22 protein-coding genes and 1 pseudogene are annotated in these 21,906 nt (G+C 72.9%); 16 read left to right on the forward strand and 7 right to left on the reverse strand.

The features are described 5' to 3' along the window. Positions 1 to 1,108: pseudogene (locus tag VF612_RS08425) on the reverse strand (RNA degradosome polyphosphate kinase); the annotation flags it as partial. 169 nt (positions 1,109 to 1,277) lie between these two features. Beyond that, complete coding sequence (cofC, locus tag VF612_RS08430; protein ID WP_408659412.1) at positions 1,278 to 1,916, reverse strand: 2-phospho-L-lactate guanylyltransferase; 639 nt, start codon at positions 1,914 to 1,916, stop codon at positions 1,278 to 1,280. Between the two features lie 92 nt (positions 1,917 to 2,008). Between cofC and VF612_RS08435 the strand changes: the two genes are divergently transcribed. The 3 genes from VF612_RS08435 to VF612_RS08445 are packed head-to-tail and all read left to right on the forward strand — an operon-like array spanning position 2,009 to position 4,837. Continuing rightward, the gene (locus VF612_RS08435) at positions 2,009 to 2,743 is read left to right on the forward strand and encodes a lysophospholipid acyltransferase family protein (protein ID WP_408659413.1); all 735 of its coding nucleotides are present in this window, start codon (positions 2,009 to 2,011) and stop codon (positions 2,741 to 2,743) included. Continuing rightward, complete coding sequence (locus VF612_RS08440; RefSeq protein WP_408659414.1) at positions 2,740 to 3,738, forward strand: NAD(P)H-dependent glycerol-3-phosphate dehydrogenase; 999 nt, start codon at positions 2,740 to 2,742, stop codon at positions 3,736 to 3,738. Before VF612_RS08435 ends, VF612_RS08440 begins: the two co-directional genes overlap by 4 nt. Before the next feature lie 22 nt (positions 3,739 to 3,760). Continuing rightward, positions 3,761 to 4,837: a D-alanine--D-alanine ligase family protein gene (locus tag VF612_RS08445; RefSeq protein ID WP_408659415.1), complete on the forward strand. Its 1,077-nt coding sequence runs from the start codon at positions 3,761 to 3,763 to the stop codon at positions 4,835 to 4,837. Between the two features lie 6 nt (positions 4,838 to 4,843). Here VF612_RS08445 and VF612_RS08450 read toward each other — a convergent pair whose 3' ends face one another. Together VF612_RS08450 and VF612_RS08455 are read right to left on the reverse strand one after the other, a co-directional pair. Then, complete coding sequence (locus tag VF612_RS08450; protein WP_408659416.1) at positions 4,844 to 5,404, reverse strand: DUF3515 family protein; 561 nt, start codon at positions 5,402 to 5,404, stop codon at positions 4,844 to 4,846. Between the two features lie 62 nt (positions 5,405 to 5,466). Continuing rightward, positions 5,467 to 5,709, reverse strand: coding sequence for an Lrp/AsnC family transcriptional regulator (locus VF612_RS08455; protein WP_408657481.1), 243 nt, complete (start codon positions 5,707 to 5,709; stop codon positions 5,467 to 5,469). A gap of 209 nt (positions 5,710 to 5,918) precedes the next feature. Here VF612_RS08455 and VF612_RS08460 point away from each other — a divergent pair, with 209 nt between their 5' ends. Next, the gene (locus VF612_RS08460) at positions 5,919 to 6,848 is read left to right on the forward strand and encodes a thiamine-phosphate kinase (protein WP_408659435.1); all 930 of its coding nucleotides are present in this window, start codon (positions 5,919 to 5,921) and stop codon (positions 6,846 to 6,848) included. Positions 6,849 to 6,922: 74 nt separating this feature from the next. On the opposite strand, the gene rpmB is transcribed toward VF612_RS08460, so the two are convergent. After that, positions 6,923 to 7,114 (reverse strand): 50S ribosomal protein L28, encoded by a 192-nt coding sequence (gene rpmB / locus VF612_RS08465; RefSeq protein WP_408651631.1) that lies wholly within the window; start codon positions 7,112 to 7,114, stop codon positions 6,923 to 6,925. 153 nt (positions 7,115 to 7,267) lie between these two features. On the opposite strand from rpmB, the gene VF612_RS08470 reads away from it, so the two are divergent. Next, positions 7,268 to 8,881 carry a DAK2 domain-containing protein gene (locus VF612_RS08470; protein ID WP_408659417.1) on the forward strand — a complete coding sequence of 538 codons (1,614 nt, stop codon included), beginning with the start codon at positions 7,268 to 7,270 and terminating at the stop codon, positions 8,879 to 8,881. Positions 8,882 to 8,902: 21 nt separating this feature from the next. Next, complete coding sequence (gene recG / locus VF612_RS08475; RefSeq protein ID WP_408659418.1) at positions 8,903 to 11,083, forward strand: ATP-dependent DNA helicase RecG; 2,181 nt, start codon at positions 8,903 to 8,905, stop codon at positions 11,081 to 11,083. A 24-nt stretch (positions 11,084 to 11,107) separates the two neighbouring features. Here the strand turns inward: recG and VF612_RS08480 are convergent, their stop codons facing one another. Together VF612_RS08480 and VF612_RS08485 are read right to left on the reverse strand one after the other, a co-directional pair. After that, positions 11,108 to 12,469 carry a hypothetical protein gene (locus tag VF612_RS08480; protein WP_408659419.1) on the reverse strand — a complete coding sequence of 454 codons (1,362 nt, stop codon included), beginning with the start codon at positions 12,467 to 12,469 and terminating at the stop codon, positions 11,108 to 11,110. Positions 12,470 to 12,607: 138 nt separating this feature from the next. Beyond that, a complete protein-coding gene (locus VF612_RS08485) occupies positions 12,608 to 12,982 on the reverse strand; it encodes a VOC family protein (protein WP_408659420.1) in 375 nt (124 codons plus the stop codon). A gap of 95 nt (positions 12,983 to 13,077) precedes the next feature. Between VF612_RS08485 and rsmD the strand changes: the two genes are divergently transcribed. From rsmD to smc, 10 genes are all read left to right on the forward strand, one after another. Next, positions 13,078 to 13,635 (forward strand): 16S rRNA (guanine(966)-N(2))-methyltransferase RsmD, encoded by a 558-nt coding sequence (rsmD, locus tag VF612_RS08490; RefSeq protein ID WP_408659421.1) that lies wholly within the window; start codon positions 13,078 to 13,080, stop codon positions 13,633 to 13,635. A 58-nt stretch (positions 13,636 to 13,693) separates the two neighbouring features. Next, on the forward strand, positions 13,694 to 14,197 hold the full coding sequence (gene coaD / locus VF612_RS08495) for a pantetheine-phosphate adenylyltransferase (protein ID WP_408659422.1): 504 nt from the start codon (positions 13,694 to 13,696) through the stop codon (positions 14,195 to 14,197). Next, a complete protein-coding gene (locus tag VF612_RS08500; protein ID WP_408659423.1) occupies positions 14,194 to 14,820 on the forward strand; it encodes a hypothetical protein in 627 nt (208 codons plus the stop codon). The genes coaD and VF612_RS08500 overlap by 4 nt, the downstream gene beginning before the upstream one ends. Before the next feature lie 142 nt (positions 14,821 to 14,962). Further along, positions 14,963 to 15,538, forward strand: coding sequence for a YceD family protein (locus VF612_RS08505; protein WP_408659424.1), 576 nt, complete (start codon positions 14,963 to 14,965; stop codon positions 15,536 to 15,538). A 5-nt stretch (positions 15,539 to 15,543) separates the two neighbouring features. Further along, positions 15,544 to 15,723, forward strand: coding sequence for a 50S ribosomal protein L32 (rpmF, locus tag VF612_RS08510; protein WP_408652758.1), 180 nt, complete (start codon positions 15,544 to 15,546; stop codon positions 15,721 to 15,723). A gap of 47 nt (positions 15,724 to 15,770) precedes the next feature. Continuing rightward, the gene (gene rnc / locus VF612_RS08515) at positions 15,771 to 16,631 is read left to right on the forward strand and encodes a ribonuclease III (protein ID WP_408659425.1); all 861 of its coding nucleotides are present in this window, start codon (positions 15,771 to 15,773) and stop codon (positions 16,629 to 16,631) included. 1 nt (position 16,632) lies between these two features. After that, a complete protein-coding gene (gene mutM / locus VF612_RS08520) occupies positions 16,633 to 17,502 on the forward strand; it encodes a bifunctional DNA-formamidopyrimidine glycosylase/DNA-(apurinic or apyrimidinic site) lyase (RefSeq protein WP_408659426.1) in 870 nt (289 codons plus the stop codon). 15 nt (positions 17,503 to 17,517) lie between these two features. After that, the gene (locus VF612_RS08525) at positions 17,518 to 17,799 is read left to right on the forward strand and encodes an acylphosphatase (RefSeq protein ID WP_408659427.1); all 282 of its coding nucleotides are present in this window, start codon (positions 17,518 to 17,520) and stop codon (positions 17,797 to 17,799) included. 189 nt (positions 17,800 to 17,988) lie between these two features. Then, positions 17,989 to 18,177, forward strand: a complete 189-nt coding sequence (locus tag VF612_RS08530; protein ID WP_408659428.1) for a hypothetical protein — start codon at positions 17,989 to 17,991, stop codon at positions 18,175 to 18,177. Positions 18,178 to 18,266: 89 nt separating this feature from the next. Next, positions 18,267 to 21,878 (forward strand): chromosome segregation protein SMC, encoded by a 3,612-nt coding sequence (gene smc, locus VF612_RS08535; protein WP_408659429.1) that lies wholly within the window; start codon positions 18,267 to 18,269, stop codon positions 21,876 to 21,878. The last annotated feature ends 28 nt before the right edge of the window (positions 21,879 to 21,906 follow it).

A 21,906-nucleotide genomic window follows, 5' to 3' on the forward strand; every position in this document is an offset into this window, starting at 1 on the left:
AGGGATGGTGCACCAGCACGTCGCCGTCGCGCAGGGTCGCGAAGACCGACTTCGGCGTCTCGCCGTCGACGAAACGAGGATGGGTCGCCGGCACGAACGGCTTCTCCTTCAACGCCGGCCGGTCGACGTCATAGACCTGCCAGAGCGCGGTGAGATCGAGCAGGCCCGGAACCCGCAGCACCTGCTCGGGCTCGACGTCGATCTCGCTGGTCAGCAGGTCCAGCACCTGGTCGGCGATGTTCTCGGCCACCTCCAGCCGCACGGCCGGGCCGAACCGGCGCCGGACCAGCTCTCGCTCCAGCGCCTGCAGCAGGTCCTCGTCGCGGTCCTCGTCCACCTCGAAATCGGTGTTGCGGGTGACCCGGAACAGGTGGTGCTGGACGATCTGCATTCCCGGGAACAGCGCCGACAGGTGCGCCGCGATCAACTCCTCGATCGGCAGGAAGCCCGCCGACTCGGCCGTCTTGTGCACCGTGACGAACCGGGGGACGTTGTTGGGCACCTTCACCCGGGCGAACTTGTCCAGCTCCGACCCGGGCTCGCGGACCAGCACCGCCAGGTTGAGCGACAGCCCGGAGATGTAGGGAAAGGGATGCGCCGGGTCGACGGCCAGCGGGGTGAGCACCGGAAAGATCTTGGAGTGGAAGTACTCGGTCAGCTGCTGCTGCTGATCGACGTCGAGGTGTTCCCAGCTCAGGACCCGGATGCCCTCGGCGGCCAGCGCCGGCTCGATGTCGGTGCTGAAGCACCGGGCGTGCCGGGCCACCAGCTCGCGGCTGCGTTCCCCGATCAGGACCATGGTTTCCCGGATGGTGAGCCCGTCCGCGGAGCGAACCCCCAGCCCCATCTCCAGCCGCCGCTTCAACCCGGCCACCCGCACCATGTAGAACTCGTCGAGATTGCTCGCGAAGATCGCCAGGAACTTCATCCGCTCCAGCAGCGGCTGCCGCCGGTCCTCGGCCAGCGCCAGCACCCGGGCGTTGAAGTTCAGCCACGACATCTCCCGGTTGGAGAACCGGCCTTCGGGCAGCTCGGCCTCGCCTTCGACGACCGGCGCCGTCGCGATCGCGCCGGCCGGAGATTCCGCGGAAGCAACAGTGTCGGTCATGAAACCCATTCTGCCCGTCGAAACCCGATCAGCCGACCTCGCTGCCCGGCTGATCACGTCGCCCGGCTGATCACGTCGCCCGGCCGATCACGCCGCCCGGCCGATCACGCTGCCCGGCCGATGGCGCCAGACCGGCTGATGACGCCAGCCCGGCCGATGGCGCCAGCCGTCACACCAGGTGCGCCACCAGCCGGGAGGTCAGCGTTCCCACTCCCAGCTCCAGGCACCGGCGCAGATCGGCCGCGGAGTCCACGTCGCAGCGCAGGCTGGCGGCGGCGTCGAGCTCCAGGGCGCCGGAGTCCAGGTGCCGCTGCGCCGAGCCCGGGCCGAACAGCGGCGCCAGCGGCTCGCCCGGGCCCGCGGCCAGCAGCGTGGTCCCGCTGCCGTCGAGGTCGCGGACGAAGCTCCGTCCGGTAGCCGGCGCCCCGCGCAGCACGGCCAGCAGGTCGGCCGGGCGCAACGCCGGCAGGTCGGCGACCAGAGCGACCACCCCGTCCGCGGGAAACCTCCGGGCCAGCTCAGCGGCCGCCGCGGCCAGCGCCGGGTTCAGGCCGCCGCCCGCGTCGGGCAGGACCTCGATCCCGGCCGGCAGCGCCGGAGGCCCGGATGGTTCTCCGGAGACTCCTCCCGACACGATGAACAGCCCGCCCAGCAGGGGATGGGCCTGCAGTGCGAGCACCGCGTCCAAGGTGTCGAGCTGGATGGCGCGAACCAGTTCGGCGTGGCGATCCTGCTCGCCGGTGGCAGGACGCAGCCGGGTCTTGGCCGGCGCCCCGTGCTTGATCGGAACGAGAACTCGCCATTGCACTCCCAAGATGCTGCCACCAGCGCACGGCGGTGGCAGACTCGCACCCACCGGCGCGGCCCGCCCGGGTCGGAAGTCACCAGGAAGGAACTCGATTGGCACGACGGCACGCGGAGCGGGTGGGGCCGTACATGCGGTTCGCCGTTGTCGTGGTCTACCCCCTGGTCAGCCTGCTGTTCCGGCGCCGCTGGGTGGGCCTGGACCGGATTCCGGTAACCGGCCCGGCGATCGTGGCGGTCAACCACATCTCCTACGCCGATCCGCTGATCTTCGCCCGGTTCATCTGGGATGCCGGCCGGGTGCCGCGCTACCTGGCCAAGGCCAGCCTGTTCACGCTGCCGTTCCCGCTCGGGCGGATCGTCACCGGGGCCGGCCAGATCCCGGTGCACCGCGACACCGCGGACGCGGCCCAGGCGCTGCAGGCCGCCGTGGATGCGCTGGGACGCGGTGAGGTCGTGCTGATCTACCCCGAGGGCACGGTGACCAGGGATCCGGACTTCTGGCCGATGCAGGCCAAGACCGGCGTCGCCCGGCTCGCGCTGCTGGCACCCGGGGTGCCGGTGGTGCCGGTCGGGCAGTGGGGCGCCCAGCACTTCCTCGATTTCTACGCCCGCCGCTTCCGGCCGTTCCCGCGCAAGCAGATCACCATCGCCGCCGGCCCGCCGGTGGATCTGTCCGACTTCGCCGGCAGCGCGCCCGACTCCGAGGTGCTGCACCAGATGACCGACCGGATCATGGCCTCGATCCGGGACCTGGTGGCCGACATCCGCGGCGAGCAGCCACCGGCGCAGTTCTACCGCCGCCCGGCGGCGAAGGAAGGTCAGTCATGACCCGCGCCGCGGTGCTGGGCGCCGGCTCGTGGGGGACCACCTTCGCCAAGGTGCTGGTCGATGCCGGCACCGACACCGTGATCTGGGCCCGCCGGCCCGAGCTTGCCCACACCATCAGCCGCGAGCACGTCAATCCCGACTACCTGACGGGGCTGGCCCTGCCTCGGTCGCTGCAGGCCACCGCGGACGCCGCCGAAGCGCTGGACGGCGCCGATCTGGTGGTGCTGGCGATCCCGTCCCAGACGCTGCGGGAGAACCTGGCCGGCTGGGCCGGGCTGATCCCGGCCGAGGCGACCCTGGTCAGCCTGATGAAAGGCATCGAGCTCGGCACCGTGAAGCGGATGAGCGAGGTGATCAGCGAGGTCGCCGGCGCCGGCGCCGACCGGGTCGCGGTGGTCTCGGGCCCCAACCTGGCGCGCGAGATCGCCATGGAGCAACCGACCGCGACGGTGGTCGCCTGCACCGACACCGACCGCGGCGCGTTGGTGCAGCAGGCGTGCAACGCCCCGTACTTCAGGCCGTACACCAATATCGACGTGGTCGGCACCGAGCTGGGCGGGGCGGTCAAGAACGTCATCGCGCTGGCCTGCGGCATGGCGGCCGGAATGGGTTTCGGGAACAACACCATCGCCTCGCTGATCACCCGCGGCCTGGCCGAGACCTCCAGGCTGGGGATGGCGCTGGGCGCTGATCCGGTGACCTTCGCCGGGCTCGCCGGGCTGGGCGATCTGGTCGCCACCTGCGCCTCGCCGCTGTCGCGCAACCGCAGTTTCGGTGAGCGGCTGGGCAAGGGCGAGAGCCTGGACCAGGCCCAGGAGGCCACCCACGGCCAGGTCGCCGAAGGGGTGAAGTCCTGCCGGTCGGTGCTGGAGCTGGCCAGCCGGCACGGCGTCGACGTCCCGATCACCCGGGTGATGGATTCGGTCTGCTACGGCAACCTCGCCCCGGTGGACGCCGCGCGGCTGCTGATGAGCCGGTCCACGAAGAGCGAGTAGTTCTCCGCTAGCCTCGAAAACCATGGCTCCACGGATACGGATCGCGGTCGTCTACGGCGGGCGCAGCTGCGAGCACCCGATCTCGGTGCTCAGCGCCGGCAGCGTCCTCGCCGCGCTCGACCCGGCCCGGTACGAAGTGCTGACCCTGGGCATCACCAGATCCGGTGGCTGGGTGCGGACCGACGTCCGGCCGCAGGAGCTGCAGATCGCCGACCAGGCGCTGCCCGAGGTGCTGCCGGCCGGCGCCGACGTCGCGCTGCGTCCCGACAACGGCGAGGTGGCGGTCTTCGACCCGGCGTCGGCGATCGCCGTCCTGGACAGCGTCGACCTGGTCTTCCCGGTGCTGCACGGCGCCTACGGCGAGGACGGCACCATCCAGGGGCTGCTGGAGATGGCCGGCGTCGGCTATGTCGGCTCCGGCGTGCTGGCCAGCGCCGCGGCGATGGACAAGGCGTTCGCCAAGACCATGCTCGCAGCCGCGGGGCTCGACGTCGGCCGCTACCTGGTGCTCAAGCCGGGCGATCCGGTCGATGAGCGGGCGCTGGAGGAGCTCGGCCTGCCGGTGTTCGTCAAGCCCGCGCGGGCCGGCTCCAGCATCGGCATCTCGAAGATCCGCTCCCTCGACGAGCTGCCGGCCGCGCTCAAACTCGCCTTCGAGCACGACTCGAAGGTGCTGATCGAGGCCGCCGTGCTGGGACGCGAGATCGAGTGCGGCGTGCTGCAGGACGCCGACGGCACGGTGTCGGCGTCGCTGCCCGCCGAGATCAGGCTGCGCCCGGACTACGACTGGTACAGCTTCGAGGCCAAATACCTCGAGGACGCCTCCGAGTTCGACATTCCGGCCGATGTCGGGGTCGACACCATCCAGGCGATCCAGGACGCGTCCTGCCGGGCGTTCCGGGCGCTGGACTGCGCGGGCCTGGCACGGGTCGACTTCTTCCTCGACCGGGACGGCCGGCTGGTGCTGAACGAGGTGAACACCATGCCGGGGTTCACCGCCATCTCGATGTATCCCAAGATGTGGGCGGCCACCGGCGTCGAGTACTCCGAGCTGCTGGACCGGCTGATCGCCACCGCGCTGGCCCAGCACGCGAAGTAGGCCGGCTCAGCGGTCGGCGCTGCAGATCGGGAGCTTGGCGCCGGTGTTGCCGGCAGCGTCGGTGGCGGTGCACAGCGCGGGCAACGCAGACACCGCCGGCGCCAGCAGCGGCAGCGGCTGGTCCGCGCCGGCCGGCACCGTGACATCGATGGAGACGCTGCGGTCGACGGTCGTGTAGACGGTCCGGTCCCGTTGCGGGTCCGGTTGCCAGAGAACCCTGTTGACCTCCACCAGCTGGGCCGCCTCCGGGGTGCCGAACACCGCGGGCTTGGCAACCCCGCACCGGACCACCACGGCCGGGTCCCCCCAGGCGGCGACGAACGAGGAGTCGGTCTGGGTCCGGCGCGGGGGCAGCTGCCCCAGCTGCACCGGCAGCTTGGCGAAGACCTTGACGCAGGCCGCCTGGGTGGCGGCGTCCGGCTTGGGCGGCGCCGGCGCCGTCACCGCGGGCAGCACCGAGCCCGACGGCGCCGGGTCCTTGTTGTCCGAAGGCTCCGGGGAGTGCCCGGCGGACAGCAGGAACGCCAGCAGCACCGTCATCGGGGCCGCGATCGCGGTGGCGATCACCGCGGCTCGACGTTGTGCGCTGTCGATGGCTCGTCCTCGGGTCGTGCGCTGCCCCGCTGCCGCTAGATATGGACCACCGGGCAGGTCAGGGTGCGGGTGATGCCGGCGACGCCCTGCACCCGGGCCACCACCATCCGGCCCAGCTCGTCCATGCTGGTGGCCTCGGCGCGCACGATCACGTCGTAGGGGCCGGTGACGTCCTCGGCCATCGTGACGCCCTGGAGCTCAGCGATCTCCTGCGCCACCGAGGCGGCCTTGCCGACCTCGGTCTGGATGAGAATGTAGGCGTTGACCGTATCGGGCACGGCACGTCCTTTCGTCGTCGTGGCGTCGGAGCGCTGGGTCGGTGGAGCTGACCGCAGCAGCTAGAACGTAGCGCAACACCGGTGGTCAGTGTCAGGCGCGGACAGCCCGGCGGGGATCATGGGAGGCAGCACCCGAAGGACCGGCCGCCGCCGGCCGGATCGAGAACCGCACGCGCTGGAGGCTGGTCGACATTTCTGAGCCGAGAACGATCGCTGACCTGGGGGAGTTCGGCCTGATCCGGCGGATCACCGCCGCGCTGCCCCCTGCCGAATCGGCGGTGGTCGGCCGGGGTGACGACGCCGCGGTGCTGTCCTTCGCCGACGGCCGGGTGGTCGCCTCGACCGACCTGCTCATCGAGAACCGGCATTTCCGCCGGGATTGGTCGACCGCCAACGACATCGGCCACAAGGCGGCCGCCCGCAACTTCGCCGACATCGTCGCGATGGGCGCCCAGCCGACCGCGCTGCTGGTGGGCCTGGCCGCCCCGGCCGAGCTGGAGCTGAGCTGGCTGGACTCGCTGCTGGCCGGCTTCGCCGAGGAGTGCGCCGAGGTCGGCGCGGCCGTGGTGGGCGGCGATGTCAGCGCGGCCGAGTCGGTGATGCTCGCGGTGACCGCCCTGGGGGACCTGCAGGGTCGCCAGCCGGTCCGGCTGTCCGGCGCGAGGCCCGGCAACGTGGTGGCGGTCACCGGCCGGCTCGGCTGGGCGGCGGCCGGGTTCGCGGTGCTGTCGCGGGGCTTCCGCTCGCCGGTGCAGGTGGTCAACGCCCACCGCCGTCCCGAGCCGCCCTATCGGGAGGGCATCCGGGCCGCCGAGCTGGGCGCCACCGCCATGACCGACGTCTCCGACGGCCTGATCTCCGACCTCGGGCACCTCGCCGAAGCCAGCGGGGTGCGGATCGAGCTGCGCGGCGACGCGCTGGCCCCGGCGGCCAAGCTCCGGGACGTCTCCTCGGCGCTGAACATCGACCCGATGACCTGGGTGCTGGGCGGCGGGGACGACTACGCGCTGGTGGCGACCTTCCCCAACGACACCCGGCTGCCCGACACCTGGCAGGTGATCGGAATGGTCAACGAGGGCTCCGAGGTGCGGGTGGACGGCCTGCGCTGGGCACACCTGGGCCACCAGCACTTCCGCTGAGCCGGGACGGTGGGAGAGAACAACGGGCCGGCTCCCGTAAGGGAACCGGCCCGGTGGATGCTGGCAGGCTGCGGCTAGGCGCGGGTGACCTTGCCGGCCTTCAGGCAGGAGGTGCACACCGAGACCCGGCGGCGGGTGCCCGGCGCGACGAGCGCACGGACGGTCTGCACGTTCGGGTTCCACCGGCGGTGGGTACGGCGGTGCGAGTGCGAGACGGACATGCCGAAGCCGGGCCCCTTGCCGCAGACATCGCAGTGGCTGGCCACAATGGCCTCCTCAAGATCTTGGGTGACGAACGTTCGGACAACCGGCCAAGTGTAGCCAGCGACGTCAGCGCTATCCAAACCGGCAGCCCGGACCGTCCCCAGTAGGGTATCGGCCAGACCGCAACGCCCGGTGTCGGTGAGGAAGGGGCACGGATGCTCGCGCTGCTGGATGCCTCGGCGGTCCGCCGGTGGTGCAGCGCGGTGGTCGATGGCCTCGATGCCCGCCGGGGCGAGATCGATGACCTCAACGTCTTTCCGATCCCCGACGGCGACACCGGCACCAACCTCGCGCTGACCCTGCACAGCGCCGCCGACGCGGTGGCGGCCGACCGTTCGGGCACCGTCGGCGGGGTGCTGGCCGCGATGGCGAAGGGGGCGCTGCTCGGGGCCCGCGGCAATTCCGGAGTGATCGTCTCCCAGATCCTCTCGGGCCTGGCCGAGGCCTGCCACGGCGCGGTCGAGGCGGACGGCCGGCTGCTCGTCAAGGGTTTGCGGATGGCCAGCGACGCGGCCTATGCGGCCGTCGCCGAGCCGGTCGAGGGCACCATGCTGTCGGTCGTGCGGGAGAGCGCGCAGGCCGCCGAGGAGCTCGGCGACGCCCCGGAGCTGGCCGCCGTGGTGTCCGCCGCCGCGTCCGGCGCCACCACCGCGCTGGCCGACACCCCCCAGCAGCTGGCGGTGCTGGCCGAGGCCGGCGTGGTGGACGCCGGCGGCTGCGGCCTGGTGATCCTGCTGGACGCCCTCGCCGCGGTGATCACCGGCCAGGGCGCGCCCGGACCGGCGCAGCTGCCACCGGCCCGCAGCCGGCAGGGGCTGGAAACGGTGCGCGAGTCCGGCAGCCCGGAGTTCGGCTACGAGGTGCAGTACCTGCTGCACGCCCCGGAATCGGCGCTGTCCTCGCTGAAGGCGGTGCTCGCCGAGCTCGGTGACTCCCTCGCCGTGGTCGGGACCGGCGACGGCCTGTTCAACGTCCACGTGCACGTCAACGACGTGGGCGCGGCGATCGAGGCCGGCATCGAGGCCGGCCGGCCGCACCGGATCACCGTCGTCCGGTTCGCCGACCAGGTCGCCACCCAACCAGCGCGGACCGGCCGCTCAGGCACCGCCCTGGTCGCCGTGGCGCCCGGGGACGGGCTGGCCGACCTGTTCCGCTCCGAGGGGGTGGCCGTCGTCGAGGGTGGGCCGAGCGAGAGCACGGCCCCGTCCGCGGACCGGGTGCTGGCCGAGATCCTGCAGACCGGCGCCGGCCAGGTGATCCTGCTCCCGAACGCCCCGGCGATGCGGGCGGTGGCCGAGGCCGCTGCCGCCCAGGCCCGCGAGCAGGACGTCAACGTCGCGGTGATCCCCACCAAGTCGCCGGTGCAGGGGCTGGCCGCCGTCGCGGTGCACGACGGGACCCGGCGGTTCGAGGACAACGTGATCGCGCTGGCCGAGGCCGCCCTCACCACCCGGTTCGCCGAGGTGACCATCGCGGCCGGTGACTCCATCACCTACGCCGGCCGGTGCTCGGCCGGTGACGTCCTCGGCCTGATCGACGGCGAGGTGGTCGAGATCGGCTCCGACGTCGGCGAGGTCGGGATCAGCCTGGTCAGCCGGCTGGTGGCCGCCGGCGGTGAGCTGGTGACGGTGCTCTCCGGCGCCGACCCGGGCGCGGAGGCCGCCGCGGACGCGCTGCACAGCTACCTGCGCAGCCGGCATCCGCTCGTCGAGGTCGGCGTGTTCGTCGGTGGCCAGCCCGGGTTCCCGTTGCTGATCGGGGTCGAGTAACCGGTCTGGCACAGTGGCGTCATGGCGACCCGCACCACCCTGCTGCGCGACGTGCTGGGCGGCAAGTCCAGCAAGGCGGTCGAGAAGGCGCTGGGGTACACGACGGTGGGCCAGCTGATCCGGCACTACCCCCGCCGGTTCAACGAGCGGGGCGAGCTGACCGACCTCTCCAAGCTGGTCGAGGGCGAGGAGGTGACGGTGCTGGCCGAGGTGGAGTCCACCAGCACCCGCCGCATCCCCGGCCGCAAGCTCAACATCCTCGAGGTCTCGATCCGCTCCGGCCGGCACCGCGCGACGTTGAGCTTCTTCAACCAGCCCTGGCGCGAGCGCGACCTGCGGCCCGGCCGGCAGGGCATGTTCGCCGGCAAGGTGACCAGGTTCCGCGACAAGCTGCAGCTGAACTCCCCGGACTACATCCTGCTGGGAGACACCGGCCTCGACGGCCCGGAGCTGGCCGAGGAGCAGGCGCAGGACTTCGCCGGCGCGCTGCTGCCGGTGTACCCGGCCGCCGCGGGGCTGCCGTCCTGGACCATCGCGCGCTGCGTCCGGCTGGCGCTGGACCAGCTGGACCCGGTGCCCGATCCGCTGCTGGCGCCGGTCCGGGCCCGTGCGTCGGTGATGGAGCTGGACGCGGCGCTGCGCCGGATCCACCGGCCGGAGACGATGGCCGAGTACCACCAGGCGCGCCGGCGGCTGGCCTTCGACGAGGCGCTGGGCGTCCAGCTGGTGCTCGCGCAGCGCCGGCATGCCAGCGCCGCCAATCCGGCGCTGGCCCGGCCCCGGGTGGCCGGTGGCCTGGTCGATGCCTTCCAGCGGCGGCTGCCGTTCGAGTTCACCGGGGAGCAGCGCGAGATCGCGGCGGTGATCGAGGGCGAGCTGGCCGCGTCCCACCCGATGCACCGGCTGCTGCAGGGCGAGGTGGGCTCCGGCAAGACGGTGCTCGCGTTGCGCGCGATGCTCCAGGTCGTCGACGCCGGCGCCCAGGCCGCGCTGCTGGCGCCCACCGAGGTGCTGGCCGCCCAGCACGAGCGCAGCATCACCGACCTGCTCGGCGGGCTGGCCCAGGCGGGCCGGCTGGGCGGGGAGGAGCAGGGCACCCAGGTGGTGCTGCTGACCGGGTCGATGTCGACGCCGGCCCGCCGCGCCGCGCTGCTGGAGATCGCCTCCGGAGCGGCCGGGATCGTGATCGGCACCCACGCGCTGATCCAGGACCAGGTGCAGTTCGCCGAGCTCGGCCTGGTGGTCATCGACGAGCAGCACCGGTTCGGGGTGGAGCAGCGCGATGCCCTGCGCAGCAAGGCCGCCAGCCCGCCGCACCTGCTGGTGATGACCGCCACCCCGATCCCGCGGACGGTCGCGATGACGGTCTTCGGGGACCTGGAGACCTCCGAGCTGCACGAGCTGCCCGGCGGCCGGGGGACGGTGAGCAGCACCGTGGTGCCGGTCACCGAGCGTCCGGACTGGCTGGAGCGGGTCTGGCAGCGAATCCGGGAGGAGGTCGCCGAGGGCCGGCAGGCGTTTCTCGTCTGCCCCCGGATCGGCGATGACTCCGACGCCGAGGACATCGGCGCGTCCGGCGAGGACCAGCCCCAGACCGCGTCCGTGCTGGGGACCTACGCCGAGTTGAGCAGCGACCAGCTGCGCGGGCTGCGGCTGGGCCAGCTGCACGGGCGGATGCCGGCCGAGGACAAGAGCGCCGTGATGTCGGCGTTCGCCGCCGGCGGCCTGGACGTGCTGGTGGCCACCACCGTCATCGAGGTCGGCATCAACGTGCCCAATGCCTCGCTGATGGTCATCCTGGACGCCGACCGGTTCGGCGTGTCGCAGCTGCACCAGTTACGCGGCCGGATCGGCCGGGGCGCGCACCCGGGCCTGTGCCTGATGCTCAGCCAGCTCCCGTTCGGCCACCCGGCGCTGCAACGGCTGGAGGAGGTCGCCAAGACCACCGACGGCTTCGCCCTGGCCGAGCTCGACCTCACCCAGCGGCGGGAGGGCGATGTGCTCGGCGCGGCCCAGTCCGGCCGGAAGTCCCAGCTGAAGCTGCTCTCGCTGCTGCAGGACGAGCAGCTGATCCGGGCTGCCCGCGCCGAGGCCCAGCTGGTGGTCGAGGCCGATCCGGAGCTCACCGACCACCCGGGCCTGCGGGAGTTCCTCTGGGACTCCTTCGACTCCGACCGGACGGAGTTCCTGCACAAGTCCTGAGGCTGGCCTGCCCGGACGCGCCGGTCAGCGGGCCAGCACCGGCGGCGCCTGCAGCATCAGGTCGCCGATCCGGATGTCCGGGCGCAGCGGCCGCAGCAGCCCCGGCCGCCACAGCACCAGCTCGGTGCGCCGGCCCTGGTTGAGCGCGATGACGAGCCAGTTGCCCTGCGCTGAGAAGGTCAGGCCCGGCAGCTCCGTCGGGGGCAGCGTCAAGCCGCCGACCCGCTCCAGCGCGCCGGTGTCCAGGTGCAGCACGGCCACGTCGAACGGCGGCCCGAAGCCCACGGCGTCGGTTCGCGGGCCCTCGTAGATCTGGGCCAGCGGAAAGGCGAACAGGGTGCGGTCGGGACTGAGCACGCCGCCGGCCACCGAGGTCTCGACCGGCAGGACGTATTTGCCTATGTCCTGCTCACCGGTGGCCAGGTCCAGGCGGTGCAGCAGGCAGGCCGCCGTCAGGGTGCACGGCTCTGGCGTCCACAGCACCACGCCGGCGCTGGCGGTGACCGAGCTGGCCCGGCCGATCCGGCTGCCGAGCCGGCGGCTGGCCAGGTCGTAGCTGACCAGGGTGCCCGAGGACGCGCTGCGCCGCTCCGCCGCGGAGCTGGTGAGCCCGATCAGCTGGTGGCCGTGCACCGCGACCGGGGTGAGCCCGGCCGGCAGCCGGACCACCCCGGGGCCGGGCAGCTGCACCATGGTGATCGGCCCGTCGGTGGCGATGTCTGCCACCTCGGCCGCCCACACCCCGCCGCGGCCGTCGCTGAAGAGCGAGTCGATGTGCCGGTCGCTGGCCAGCACCAGGTGGCTGGAGTCCGGGCCGACCTGCAGCACCTGGCTGGTGTCGGTGGACTCGCACCCCTGCACCAGGGCGTAGCTGGCGCCGGCGCTGCCGGGCACCAGCTGGGTGATGAACCGCTGCGAGGGCAGGCTCAGCCCGGGCGTGGACGTCACGGACCTGGCATCGACATCGACCGTGTGCACCGACTGGCCGCCGACCTGCAGCCGGACGCCGGTGCTGGCCCGGAGCGGGACGGCGGTCATGATCGGCTGGTAGCGCACCGAGCCGCAGGACGCCGGCGCGGTGGGCCACGGCTGGCCGAATGCCAGCAGGGTGGGCACCGGCGCGGGCGCAGGCGCCTGGACGGCCGGCGTGCGGGTGGGCGCCGCCGCGTGCTCGCCGGTCACCGCGACCGCGATGAACCCGGTGGCCGCCGCGCCGGCTGCCAGGGCGGCCGCCCAGCGGATCCGCCGGTCGTGTGCCAGCCCGATCAGCCGCGGGGGCGCCCGCCGCCGCTGGGGCGCCGGGTGCTGGCCGCCGGGTGCGGCGCCGGGATCGTCATAGTCCTCGGACAGCACGACGAAGCTCGGCGGGTCGGGTTGCTGGGCCACCCGTCCAGCATCAGCCACCGCGACCCGGGCCACAACACCGCGGGCCGCTGCGGGGGTGAGCGGCGCCCAGTTCTTGAAGAGGGCCTAGTTCTTGAAGAGGGTCTAGTTCTCGAAGAGGGTCTAGTTCTCGAAGAGGGCCTAGTTCTCGAAGAGGCAGAACGGGTGCCCCACCGGATCGAAGCACACCCGGACATCGTCCTGCGGCTGGAATTCGGCCAGCACCGCGCCGGCAGCCAGGGCGTGCTCGACCGCGCGCTCCAGATCGTCGACCCTGAAGTCGAGGTGGATCATCATCTGCTGCTCCGGCGGCTGGGTCGGCCAGCTCGGTCGCTGGTAGGCGGGCTCGCTCTGGAAGGACAGGCCCGTGCTCGCGTCCGGGCTCCGGAGTTTCGCCCAGCCCGGCTCGTCCTGCTCCCGGGCCCAGCCGAGCAGCCGCTCGTAGAAGCTCGCCAGCTCCTGCGCATCGGGGCAGTCCAGCACGACGCCCCACAAGGTCATCCGTGGCCGTGGCATTCGTTCTCCTTCGTCATATGGACAGGCGGGTACAGGCTGTGCTTCCAAGCCCATTCCAGCACGACGCCGACGCTGCCCGGCATTAGGCTGGATGCGTGACGCGGATCGTGGGTGGTCAGGCGCGTGGCAGGCGGCTGGCAGTGCCGCCCCGGGCGACTCGTCCCACGTCCGAGCGGGCTCGGGAGGCGCTGTTCAACACCCTGCGCGGCGAGCTGGACCTCACCGGAGCCCGGGTGCTGGACCTGTACGCCGGCTCCGGCGCGGTCGGGCTGGAGGCGCTGTCGCGGGGGGCCAAGGCCGCGGTGTTCGTCGAGTCCGACCGCCGCGCCGCCACGGTGCTGCAGGACAACATCACCGCGCTCCGGCTGGAGGGCGCCACCGTGCACCGGTGCCCGGCGGCCACCTTCCTCAGCGCGGTGGGCGCCGCCGAGCCCTTCGACCTGGTGTTCCTCGACCCGCCGTACTCCGTCCCGACCGCCTCGGTCAGCACCCTGCTGGCCGCGCTCGCCGAGGACCGCTGGCTGGTTCCCGGCGGCGTCGTGGTGGTGGAACGGTCCTCGCGGGAGGCGCCGCTGCCGTGGCCGAATGAGATCAAGGCCATCAAGCAGCGACGCTACGGCGAGGGTTGCCTTTGGTACGGTCGCCGGGAGTAGCAGTCCTCACCGCCCGCCGCGACGCTGCCAGCGGGCGGCCCCATCCGAAGGTGCCGAGATGAGCGCTGAGCCGATAGTCCGCAAGGTCGCCTGCCCGGGCTCCTTCGATCCCGTCACCAATGGCCACCTCGACATCATCGGCCGGGCTGCCGGTCTCTACGACGAGGTCGTGGTGGCGGTGCTGGTCAACCGCAACAAGTCCAGCCTGTTCACCGTCGAGGAGCGGATCTCGATGCTCACCGAGGTGACCGCCGGCTACGGCAACGTCCGGGTCGACTCGTTCTACGGGCTGCTGGTCGACTACTGCCGGACCCACGAGATCCCGGTGATCATCAAGGGCCTGCGGGCGGTCAGCGACTTCGACTACGAGCTGCAGATGGCCCAGATGAACCGGGGGCTGGCCGGCGTCGACACGGTGTTCATGCCGACCAACCCGGAGTACAGCTTCCTGGCCTCCAGCCTGGTCAAGGAGATCGCCACCTACGGCGGGGACGTCAGCAGCCTGCTGCCGGTCTCGGTGCACAAGCGGCTGCTGAGCCGGCTGGACGAGGTCCGGCGATGACCGACCACACCCTGGCGCGGGCCGATGAGGTGCTGACCGAGCTGGTCGAGCTCATCGAGACCGCGCGCACGCTGCCGATGTCCTCCTCCTGCGTGGTGCCGCGCGAGCGCACCCTGGATCTGCTGGACGCGCTGCGCGAGGTGCTGCCGCCCGAGCTCGGCGAAGCCCGGCGGGTGATGGCCCACCGCGACCAGATCCGCTCGGAGGCCGACCGGCTGGCCGAGGAGCAGCTGCAGCGCGCCCAGGAACAGGCGGCGGCCACGGTGGCCGCGGCCGAGACGCAGGCGCGCGCTGCCGTCGAGGCGGCCGAGCACCAGGCCCGGACGAGCCTGGCGGCCGCCACGGCGCAGGCTGCGGAGCTGGTCGAAGCCGGCCGGCGGGAGCAGGAGCAGCTGGTGTCGGCGGCCAGCGTCCACCAGGCCGCGGTCAGCGAGGCGGCCCGGCTCCGCTCCGAAGCCGAGGAGGACGCCCGCTCGATGCTGGCCGCGGCCCGGGAGCAGGCCGACACGCTCACCGCGCAGGCGCACAGCTACGCCTCTGCCACCCTGTCGGAGCTGGTGGAGCACCTGCAGCGGCTGACGGCCACCGCCGAGAACGGCCGCAACGCGCTCAGCCAGCCCTGAGCGTCGCGGGCCGGCCCTAGCCGCCGATTTTCGCCCGGTGGAAGGCTCAGGTATCCTGAACAACGGCCAAATCCGTGTTTGGGCCAAGCTTGACAGGGCGGCTCACCGAGCCGCTGAGAGATCACACCGGTAGAGGTCGTCAGTGAACCCGCGCAGCCCGTACGTCCTGGACACCCGGGAGCTCGGCCGCAGGGCAGGTTTGCAGCGGCAGTACCGGCGAGAGATCTCAGCTCCTGCCAAACTCGGCCTGGACATGATCGGCGTGCCCGAGGGCTCGCTGCTCGTGGTGGATGTCCGGCTGGAATCGGTGACCGAAGGCGTCCTGGCGACCGGGACGGTCACCGGGACCGTCGCCGGCGAATGCGGGCGGTGCCTGACCGGCTTCACCGAGGACCTGGAGGTCGACTTCGTCGAGCTGTTCGCCTATCCGGACAGCGCGACCGAGGAGACCACCGATCCCGATGAGGTGCCACGGCTCGAGGGCGATCACCTCGATCTCGAGCCGGTGGTCCGCGACACCGTGGTGCTCAGCCTTCCGCTGACGCCGCTGTGCCGTCCGGACTGCGGCGGGCTGTGCCCCCAGTGCGGGGAACGGCTCGACGATCTGCCCTCCGACCACACGCACGTCCAGCTCGACCCGCGCTGGGCCGCTCTCGCCGAGCGGTTCGGGGTGGCCGACAACTCAGTGTCCGACAGTCCAACCCAGAGTCAGGAGTAACCGCAGTGGCCGTTCCGAAGCGGAAGATGTCGCGTGCCAACACCCGGGCACGACGCTCGCAGTGGAAGACCAGCGCCCCCACTCTGGTCACCTGCCCCAACCGTGCCTGTGGCCAGCCCAAGCTGCCGCACACCGCGTGCGCCAACTGCGGCCAGTACGACGGTCGGCAGGTCCTCGCGGTCTGAGCCACCGCGATGACTGGCGCCGGTCTCCGGAACGGGGACTGCTAGGGGTGGCGGCCAAGGCCGTTTCCACCGCCGACCCGGCCGAGCTGGCCGCGGAGCTCGGGGTTCAGCTGGACCCCGAGCTCCTTCGTCGTGCCCTGACCCATCGGTCCTTCGCCTACGAGAACGGCGACCTGCCGCACAACGAGCGGCTGGAGTTCCTCGGCGACTCGGTGCTGGGCGTGGTGATCACCGAATCGCTCTACCGCGCGCACCCGGACCTGGCCGAGGGACGGCTGGCCAAGCTGCGCGCGTCCGTGGTCAACATGCGGGCCCTGGCCGAGGTGGCGCGCCAGATCGGCCCCGGCGGCATCGGCAAGTACATCCTGCTGGGCCGGGGCGAGGACGCCACCGGCGGCCGGAACAAGCCCTCGATCCTCGCCGACACGCTGGAGGCGATCCTGGGCGCGATCTACCTCGAGCACGGCCTGGAGGTGGCCGCCCGGGTGGTCCACCAGCTGTTCGACCCGGTGCTCGCCGCCGCCCCCGGCTACGGCGCGGCGCTGGACTGGAAGACCTCGCTGCAGGAACTCACCGCGGTGCGCGGGCTGGGGGTTCCCGACTACGTGATCACGTCCGAGGGCCCCGACCACGCCAAGTCCTTCACCGCGGCCGCCGTGGTGGACGGCGTCACCTACGGCGTCCGGACCGGCCGCAACAAGAAGGAGGCCGAGCAGGCGGCGGCCGAGGCTGCCTGGCGGGCGCTCTCGCCGGAGGCGCCGGCCGAGGTCCCCGAGCTGGCCGAGGCTGCGGAGCTGCCCGAGGCTGCGGAGCTGCCCGAGGCTGCCGAGCTGCCCGAGGCTGCCGAGTTGGGCGAGGTCCCCGACCTGCCCGAGCCTTCGCGCCCCGACATCCCCGCGGCCGGCTGACATGCCCGAGCTTCCCGAGGTCGAGACGGTGCGGGCCGGCCTGGCCCGCTGGGTCGCCGGGCGCACCATCGCCGAGGTCGACTCGCTGCACCCCCGCGCCATCCGCCGGCACCTGGCCGGCCCGCTGGACCTGACCCAGCGTCTCCTCGGGCAGCGGATCGGCACGGCCCAACGGCGGGGCAAGTACCTGTGGCTGCCGCTGGAGGACGGCCCGTCCTGCCTGATCGGGCACCTCGGGATGAGCGGGCAGCTGCTGATCCTCCCGCCCGGCACCCCGCCCGGCCCGCACTTGCGCGCCCGGATCGGCTTCACCGACGGCGGCGACGAGCTGCGCTTCGTCGACCAGCGGACCTTCGGCGGCCTGCACCTGGACGAGCTGGTGCCCGACGGCCCCACCACGGTTCCGGCCGGCATCGCCCACATCGCCCGCGACCCGCTGGACGACCACTTCGACGACGCGGGCTGGATCAATTCGGTGCGCCGTCGCAACACCACCATCAAGCGGGCGCTGCTGGACCAGTCCTCGATCTCCGGGGTGGGCAACATCTACGCCGACGAGGCGCTGTGGCGGGCCAGGCTGCACGGGGACCGGCCGACCGCGGGGCTGTCCCGCCAGGCGCTGACCACCCTGCTGGCCGAGCTCCGGCTGGTGTTCGCCGAGGCGCTGCGGGCCGGCGGCACCTCCTTCGACTCGCTGTACGTCAACGTCAACGGCGACAGCGGCTACTTCGATCGCTCCCTGAACGCCTACGGCCGGGAGGGCGAGCCGTGCGGCCGGTGCGGCCGGTCGATCGCGCGGGCCAAGTGGATGAACCGGTCGTCCTACTTCTGCCCGAAGTGCCAGCGCCCGCCCCGGCGCGTCCTGGCGTGACAGCAGGGTTCGGTCATGGGTGAGGAGCCGGTCCGCCTGACGGCCCTGGTGTCCGGCCAGGTGCAAGGAGTCGGGTTCCGGTGGTGGACGCGGTGCCGGGCCCTGGAGCTGGGCCTGGTCGGCCAGGCGGCGAACCTGCCGGACGGCCGGGTGCAGGTCAGCGCCGAGGGCGCCCGGGGTGACTGCGAGCGGCTGGTCGAGCTGCTGCGCGGCGGGGCCACGCCGGGGGATGTCGACGGCGTGCAGGCCAGCTTCGGGCCCGCCGAGGGCGGCTTCACCGGCTTCGTCGAGCGCTGAGAGCCAGCTCACACTCGTCGGCCAAAATCAAGGCCATGATCACGTCGAGTGTGATTTGTATCTAAGCCGTGACGGTGCGACCATGGTGGACATACATTCCCCACCGGCCGGCTCGCCGGAAGCCCGCGGCGCCCCACGCGTCGCCCGCTCCGCAGCCGAGCGGCCCGCAAGTCCGTGAAAGGTCGTCACATGGCCAGGGCGCTGCTGGGATACCTTCCCACCTCCTCAGACCGCTACCTCGCCGAAGAGGTGGCGCGGCTCAAGGGCCGGGTACGGGCCCTCGAAGCCGAGTTGGCTGAGCTGAGAGCATCGCAGGAATCCGAGCAACTGCTCGACGAGTTCCACCGCATCACCAGCGGCGCCTCAGCGCTCGCCTGAGCCACTCCGGGCAGCCGGCGCGCTAGCCTCTGCACCAGGCGCGGCCGCGGTCACGCCTGCCGTGCCGCCGAGCTACGTCCGGAGCCTGAGTGCATCTCAAGTCGCTGACCCTGAAGGGCTTCAAGTCCTTCGCCTCGGCCACCACCCTGCGCTTCGAACCGGGTATCACGGCCGTCGTCGGGCCCAACGGCTCAGGCAAGTCCAACGTGGTCGACGCCATCGCCTGGGTGCTCGGTGAGCAGGGCGCCAAGGCGCTGCGCGGCGGCAAGATGGAGGACGTCATCTTCGCCGGCACCGCCGGCCGCCCGCCGCTGGGCCGGGCCGAGGTCACGCTCACCATCGACAACACCGACGGCGCGCTGCCGATCGAGTATGCCGAGGTCTCGATCACCCGCCGGATGTTCCGCGACGGGGCCAGCGACTACGAGATCAACGGAGAAGGGGCTCGGCTCCTCGATATCCAGGAGCTGCTGTCGGACTCCGGGATCGGCCGTGAGATGCACGTCATCGTCGGCCAGGGCCAGCTGGACTCCATCCTGTCGGCCCGGCCCGAGGACCGGCGGGGCTTCATCGAAGAGGCTGCCGGGGTGCTCAAGCACCGCAAGCGCAAGGAGAAGGCGCTTCGCAAGCTGGACGCCATGCAGGCCAACCTCACCCGGCTCACCGACCTGACCGGTGAGCTGCGCCGCCAGCTGAAGCCGCTGGGCAAGCAGGCCGAGATCGCCCGCCGGGCCGCCGGCGTGCAGGCCGAGCTGCGCGACGCCCGGCTGCGGCTGCTGGCCGATGACCTGAGCACCCTGCGGCAGAGCCTGGAGGCCGACGTCGCCGACGAGACCGCCGTCCGGCAGCGCCGGGCCGAGGTCGAGCAGTCGCTGGCCGAGGCGGTGGCGGCCGAGGCCGAGCTGGAAGCGGCGCTGGCGGCCGACGCCCCGGCCGCCGCCGCGGCCCAGGAGGTCTTCTTCGGCCTGTCCGCGCTGTCCGAGCGGTTCGCGGGCACCCAGAAGCTGGCCGCCCAGCGGCTGCGGCACCTGTCGGAGTTCGCCGAGCAGGAACGGCTGAGCCGGGACCCACAGGAGCTGGAGCAGGAGGCTGCCGAGGTCCGGGCGGCCGAGGAGGAGCTGACCGCCCAGCTGACCGCGGCGCGGCAGGTGCTGCAGGACGCGGTGGCCCGACGGCAGCAGGACGAGCGCGAGCTGGCCGACGCCGAGCGGGCGGTGCTGGCCGCGGCTCGGGCGGTCGCCGACCGCCGGGAGGGGCTGGCCAAGCTGGCCGGCCAGGTCAACGCGCTGCGCAGCCGGGCGTCGGCCGGCGGGGACGAGATCGCCCGGATCGCGGCGGCCGCCACCCAGGCCCGGGCCCGCGCCGCGGCGGCTCGTGCCGAGCTGGAATCCGCGCACGGCGAGGTCGGCGCCCTGGATCAGGGCGAGCTGGACCTCGATGCCCGCCATGAGGCCGCGCTGGCCCGGCACGCCGAGGCGGCCGAGCGGCTGCGCGAGCTCACCGAGGCACACCGGACGGCCGAGCGGGAGCGCTCCACCTGGACCGCCCGCCGGGAGGCGCTGGCGATGGGGCTGACCCGCAAGGACGGCGCCGGAGCGCTGCTGGCCGCCGGGTCGCGGTTGCCGGGACTGCTCGGCTCGGTGGCCGCGCTGCTGAGCGTCGAGCCCGGCTACGAGGCCGCGCTGACCGCCGCGCTGGGCGTCCTGGCCGACGCGGTGGCGGTCAGCTCCCCGTCCGACGCCCGGGCGGCGTTGGACCTGCTCCAGAGCACCGAGGGCGGCCGGGCCGGGCTGGTGGTCGGCGGCGCTGCCGAGCCTCCCGATCGCGCGGGCTGGCCTGCGCTGCCGGACGGCGCCCGGTGGGCGGTCGAGGTGATCAGCTGTCCCCGGCCGCTGCGGGCAGCGGTGGAGGCGGCGCTGGCCCAGGTCGCCGTGGTGGCAGACCTCGACGAGGCCGAACGGCTGATCGCCGAGCACGGCGAGGTCCGGGCGGTCACCCGGTCCGGTGACGTGCTGGGCCGCAGCTGGGCGGCCGGTGGCTCCTCGTCCTCGCCCAGCGCGCTGGAGGTGCAGGCCGCGGTGGACGAGGCCGACCAGCGGGCCACCGAGGCGGCGACCGCCTTCGACCGGCTGGAGGCCGAGCTCACCGAGGCCCGGCAGGCGGCCGCCGGCCTGCAGGCCGAGGTCGAGGCCACCCTCGATGCCCTGAACGAATCCGATGCCCGGTTGAACGCGGTCGCCGAGCGGCTTGCCCAGCTGGCCCAGGCCGAACGCTCGGCCACCGGCGAGGCCGAGCGGCTGGACCTTGCCCGCCAGGCCGCCGAGAGCGCCCGGGACTCCGACCTCGCCGGCCTGGTGGAGCTGGAGGAGCGGCTGCGGCTGGCCGAGGCCGAGCCGACCGAGCAGGAGCCGCCGGTCGCCGACCGCGATGCCCAGGCCGCCCGGGTGGCCGCTGCCCGGCAGGCCGAGATGGAGGCCCGGCTGACCGTCCGGACCCAGGAGGAGCGGGTCCGCGCGCTGGCCGGCCGGGCCGAGCAGCTGCTCCGCGCGGCGCAGGCCGAGCGGGAGGCCCGGGCCCGTTCCGAAGCCGCCCGGATCGCCCGGGCCCGCGGCGCCCGGATCGCCGCGGCGGTCGAGGCCGCCGCCGGCGCGGCCCTCGCCGAACTGGGCCGGGCGCTGGCCCGGGCCGTGCAGCAGCGCGACGCCATCACCGCCGCCCGGGCCGAACGGGACGCCGCGCTCAGGACCGCGCGGGCAGCGGTGCGTGAGCTGGGCACGGAGCTGGCCCGGCTGACCGATGCCGTCCACCGGGACGAGGTGGCCCGCGCCGAGCACCGGTTGCGGATCGAGCAGCTGGAGACCCGGGCGGCCGAGGAGTACGGAATCGAGGCCGACGCCCTGCTCGCCGAGTACGGCAGCGACCAGCCGGTGCCGCCCTCGGCCCAGGAGCTGGCCGAGTTCAGGGTTGCCAAGGAGCGCGGCGAGGACGTCGTCGCCCCACAACCGGGCCCGTACGACCGCCGCTCGGTGGAGAAGCGGGTCACCCGCGCCGAGCGCGAGCTGGCGTTGCTCGGCAAGGTGAACCCGCTGGCGCTGGAGGAGTTCGCCGCCCTGGAGGAGCGCCACCAGTTCCTGGCCACCCAGCTGGAGGACCTGAAGAACACCCGCCGCGACCTGCTGACCGTGGTCAAGGAGGTCGACGACCGGATCCTGGAGGTGTTCACCGCCGCCTACCACGACGTGGCGCGGGAGTTCGAGGTGGTCTTCGCGACGCTGTTCCCCGGCGGCGAGGGACGGCTGGTGCTGACCGAGCCCGAGGACATGCTCACCACCGGCATCGACGTCGAGGCCCGCCCGCCCGGCAAGAAGGTCAAGCGGCTGTCGCTGCTGTCCGGCGGTGAGCGGTCGCTGACCGCGGTGGCGATGCTGGTGGCCATCTTCCGCGCCCGTCCGAGCCCTTTCTACGTGATGGACGAGGTCGAGGCGGCCCTGGACGACGTCAACCTCGGCCGGCTGGTGGGCCTGATCGGCGAGCTGCGTTCGAGCAGCCAGCTGATCGTGATCACCCACCAGAAGCGCACCATGGAGGTCGCCGACGCCCTGTACGGGGTCGCGATGCGCGGCGACGGGATCAGCCAGGTGATCAGCCAGCGGCTGCGCGACGGGGCCGAGGAGTCCGACCGGATCGCCGCCGCCGGCTAACGCGCAGCAACCCACTCCCGGCCGCACG

Origin of the sequence: Jatrophihabitans sp. (genome assembly GCF_036388195.1) — a bacterium.
In the GTDB taxonomy this organism is placed as follows: domain Bacteria; phylum Actinomycetota; class Actinomycetes; order Mycobacteriales; family Jatrophihabitantaceae; genus Jatrophihabitans_A.

Bases quoted from the DNA above. Each gene is read 5' to 3' on its own strand.
- VF612_RS08440 (WP_408659414.1), top strand. From the start codon at position 2,740: ATGACCCGCGCCGCGGTGCTGGGCGCCGGCTCGTGGGGGACCACCTTC.
- VF612_RS08445 (WP_408659415.1), top strand. From the start codon at position 3,761: ATGGCTCCACGGATACGGATCGCGGTCGTCTACGGCGGGCGCAGCTGC.
- VF612_RS08470 (WP_408659417.1), top strand. From the start codon at position 7,268: ATGCTCGCGCTGCTGGATGCCTCGGCGGTCCGCCGGTGGTGCAGCGCG.
- recG (WP_408659418.1), top strand. From the start codon at position 8,903: ATGGCGACCCGCACCACCCTGCTGCGCGACGTGCTGGGCGGCAAGTCC.
- VF612_RS08485 (WP_408659420.1), bottom strand. From the start codon at position 12,982: ATGCCACGGCCACGGATGACCTTGTGGGGCGTCGTGCTGGACTGCCCC.
- coaD (WP_408659422.1), top strand. From the start codon at position 13,694: ATGAGCGCTGAGCCGATAGTCCGCAAGGTCGCCTGCCCGGGCTCCTTC.
- VF612_RS08500 (WP_408659423.1), top strand. From the start codon at position 14,194: ATGACCGACCACACCCTGGCGCGGGCCGATGAGGTGCTGACCGAGCTG.
- mutM (WP_408659426.1), top strand. From the start codon at position 16,633: ATGCCCGAGCTTCCCGAGGTCGAGACGGTGCGGGCCGGCCTGGCCCGC.
- VF612_RS08525 (WP_408659427.1), top strand. From the start codon at position 17,518: ATGGGTGAGGAGCCGGTCCGCCTGACGGCCCTGGTGTCCGGCCAGGTG.
- VF612_RS08530 (WP_408659428.1), top strand. From the start codon at position 17,989: ATGGCCAGGGCGCTGCTGGGATACCTTCCCACCTCCTCAGACCGCTAC.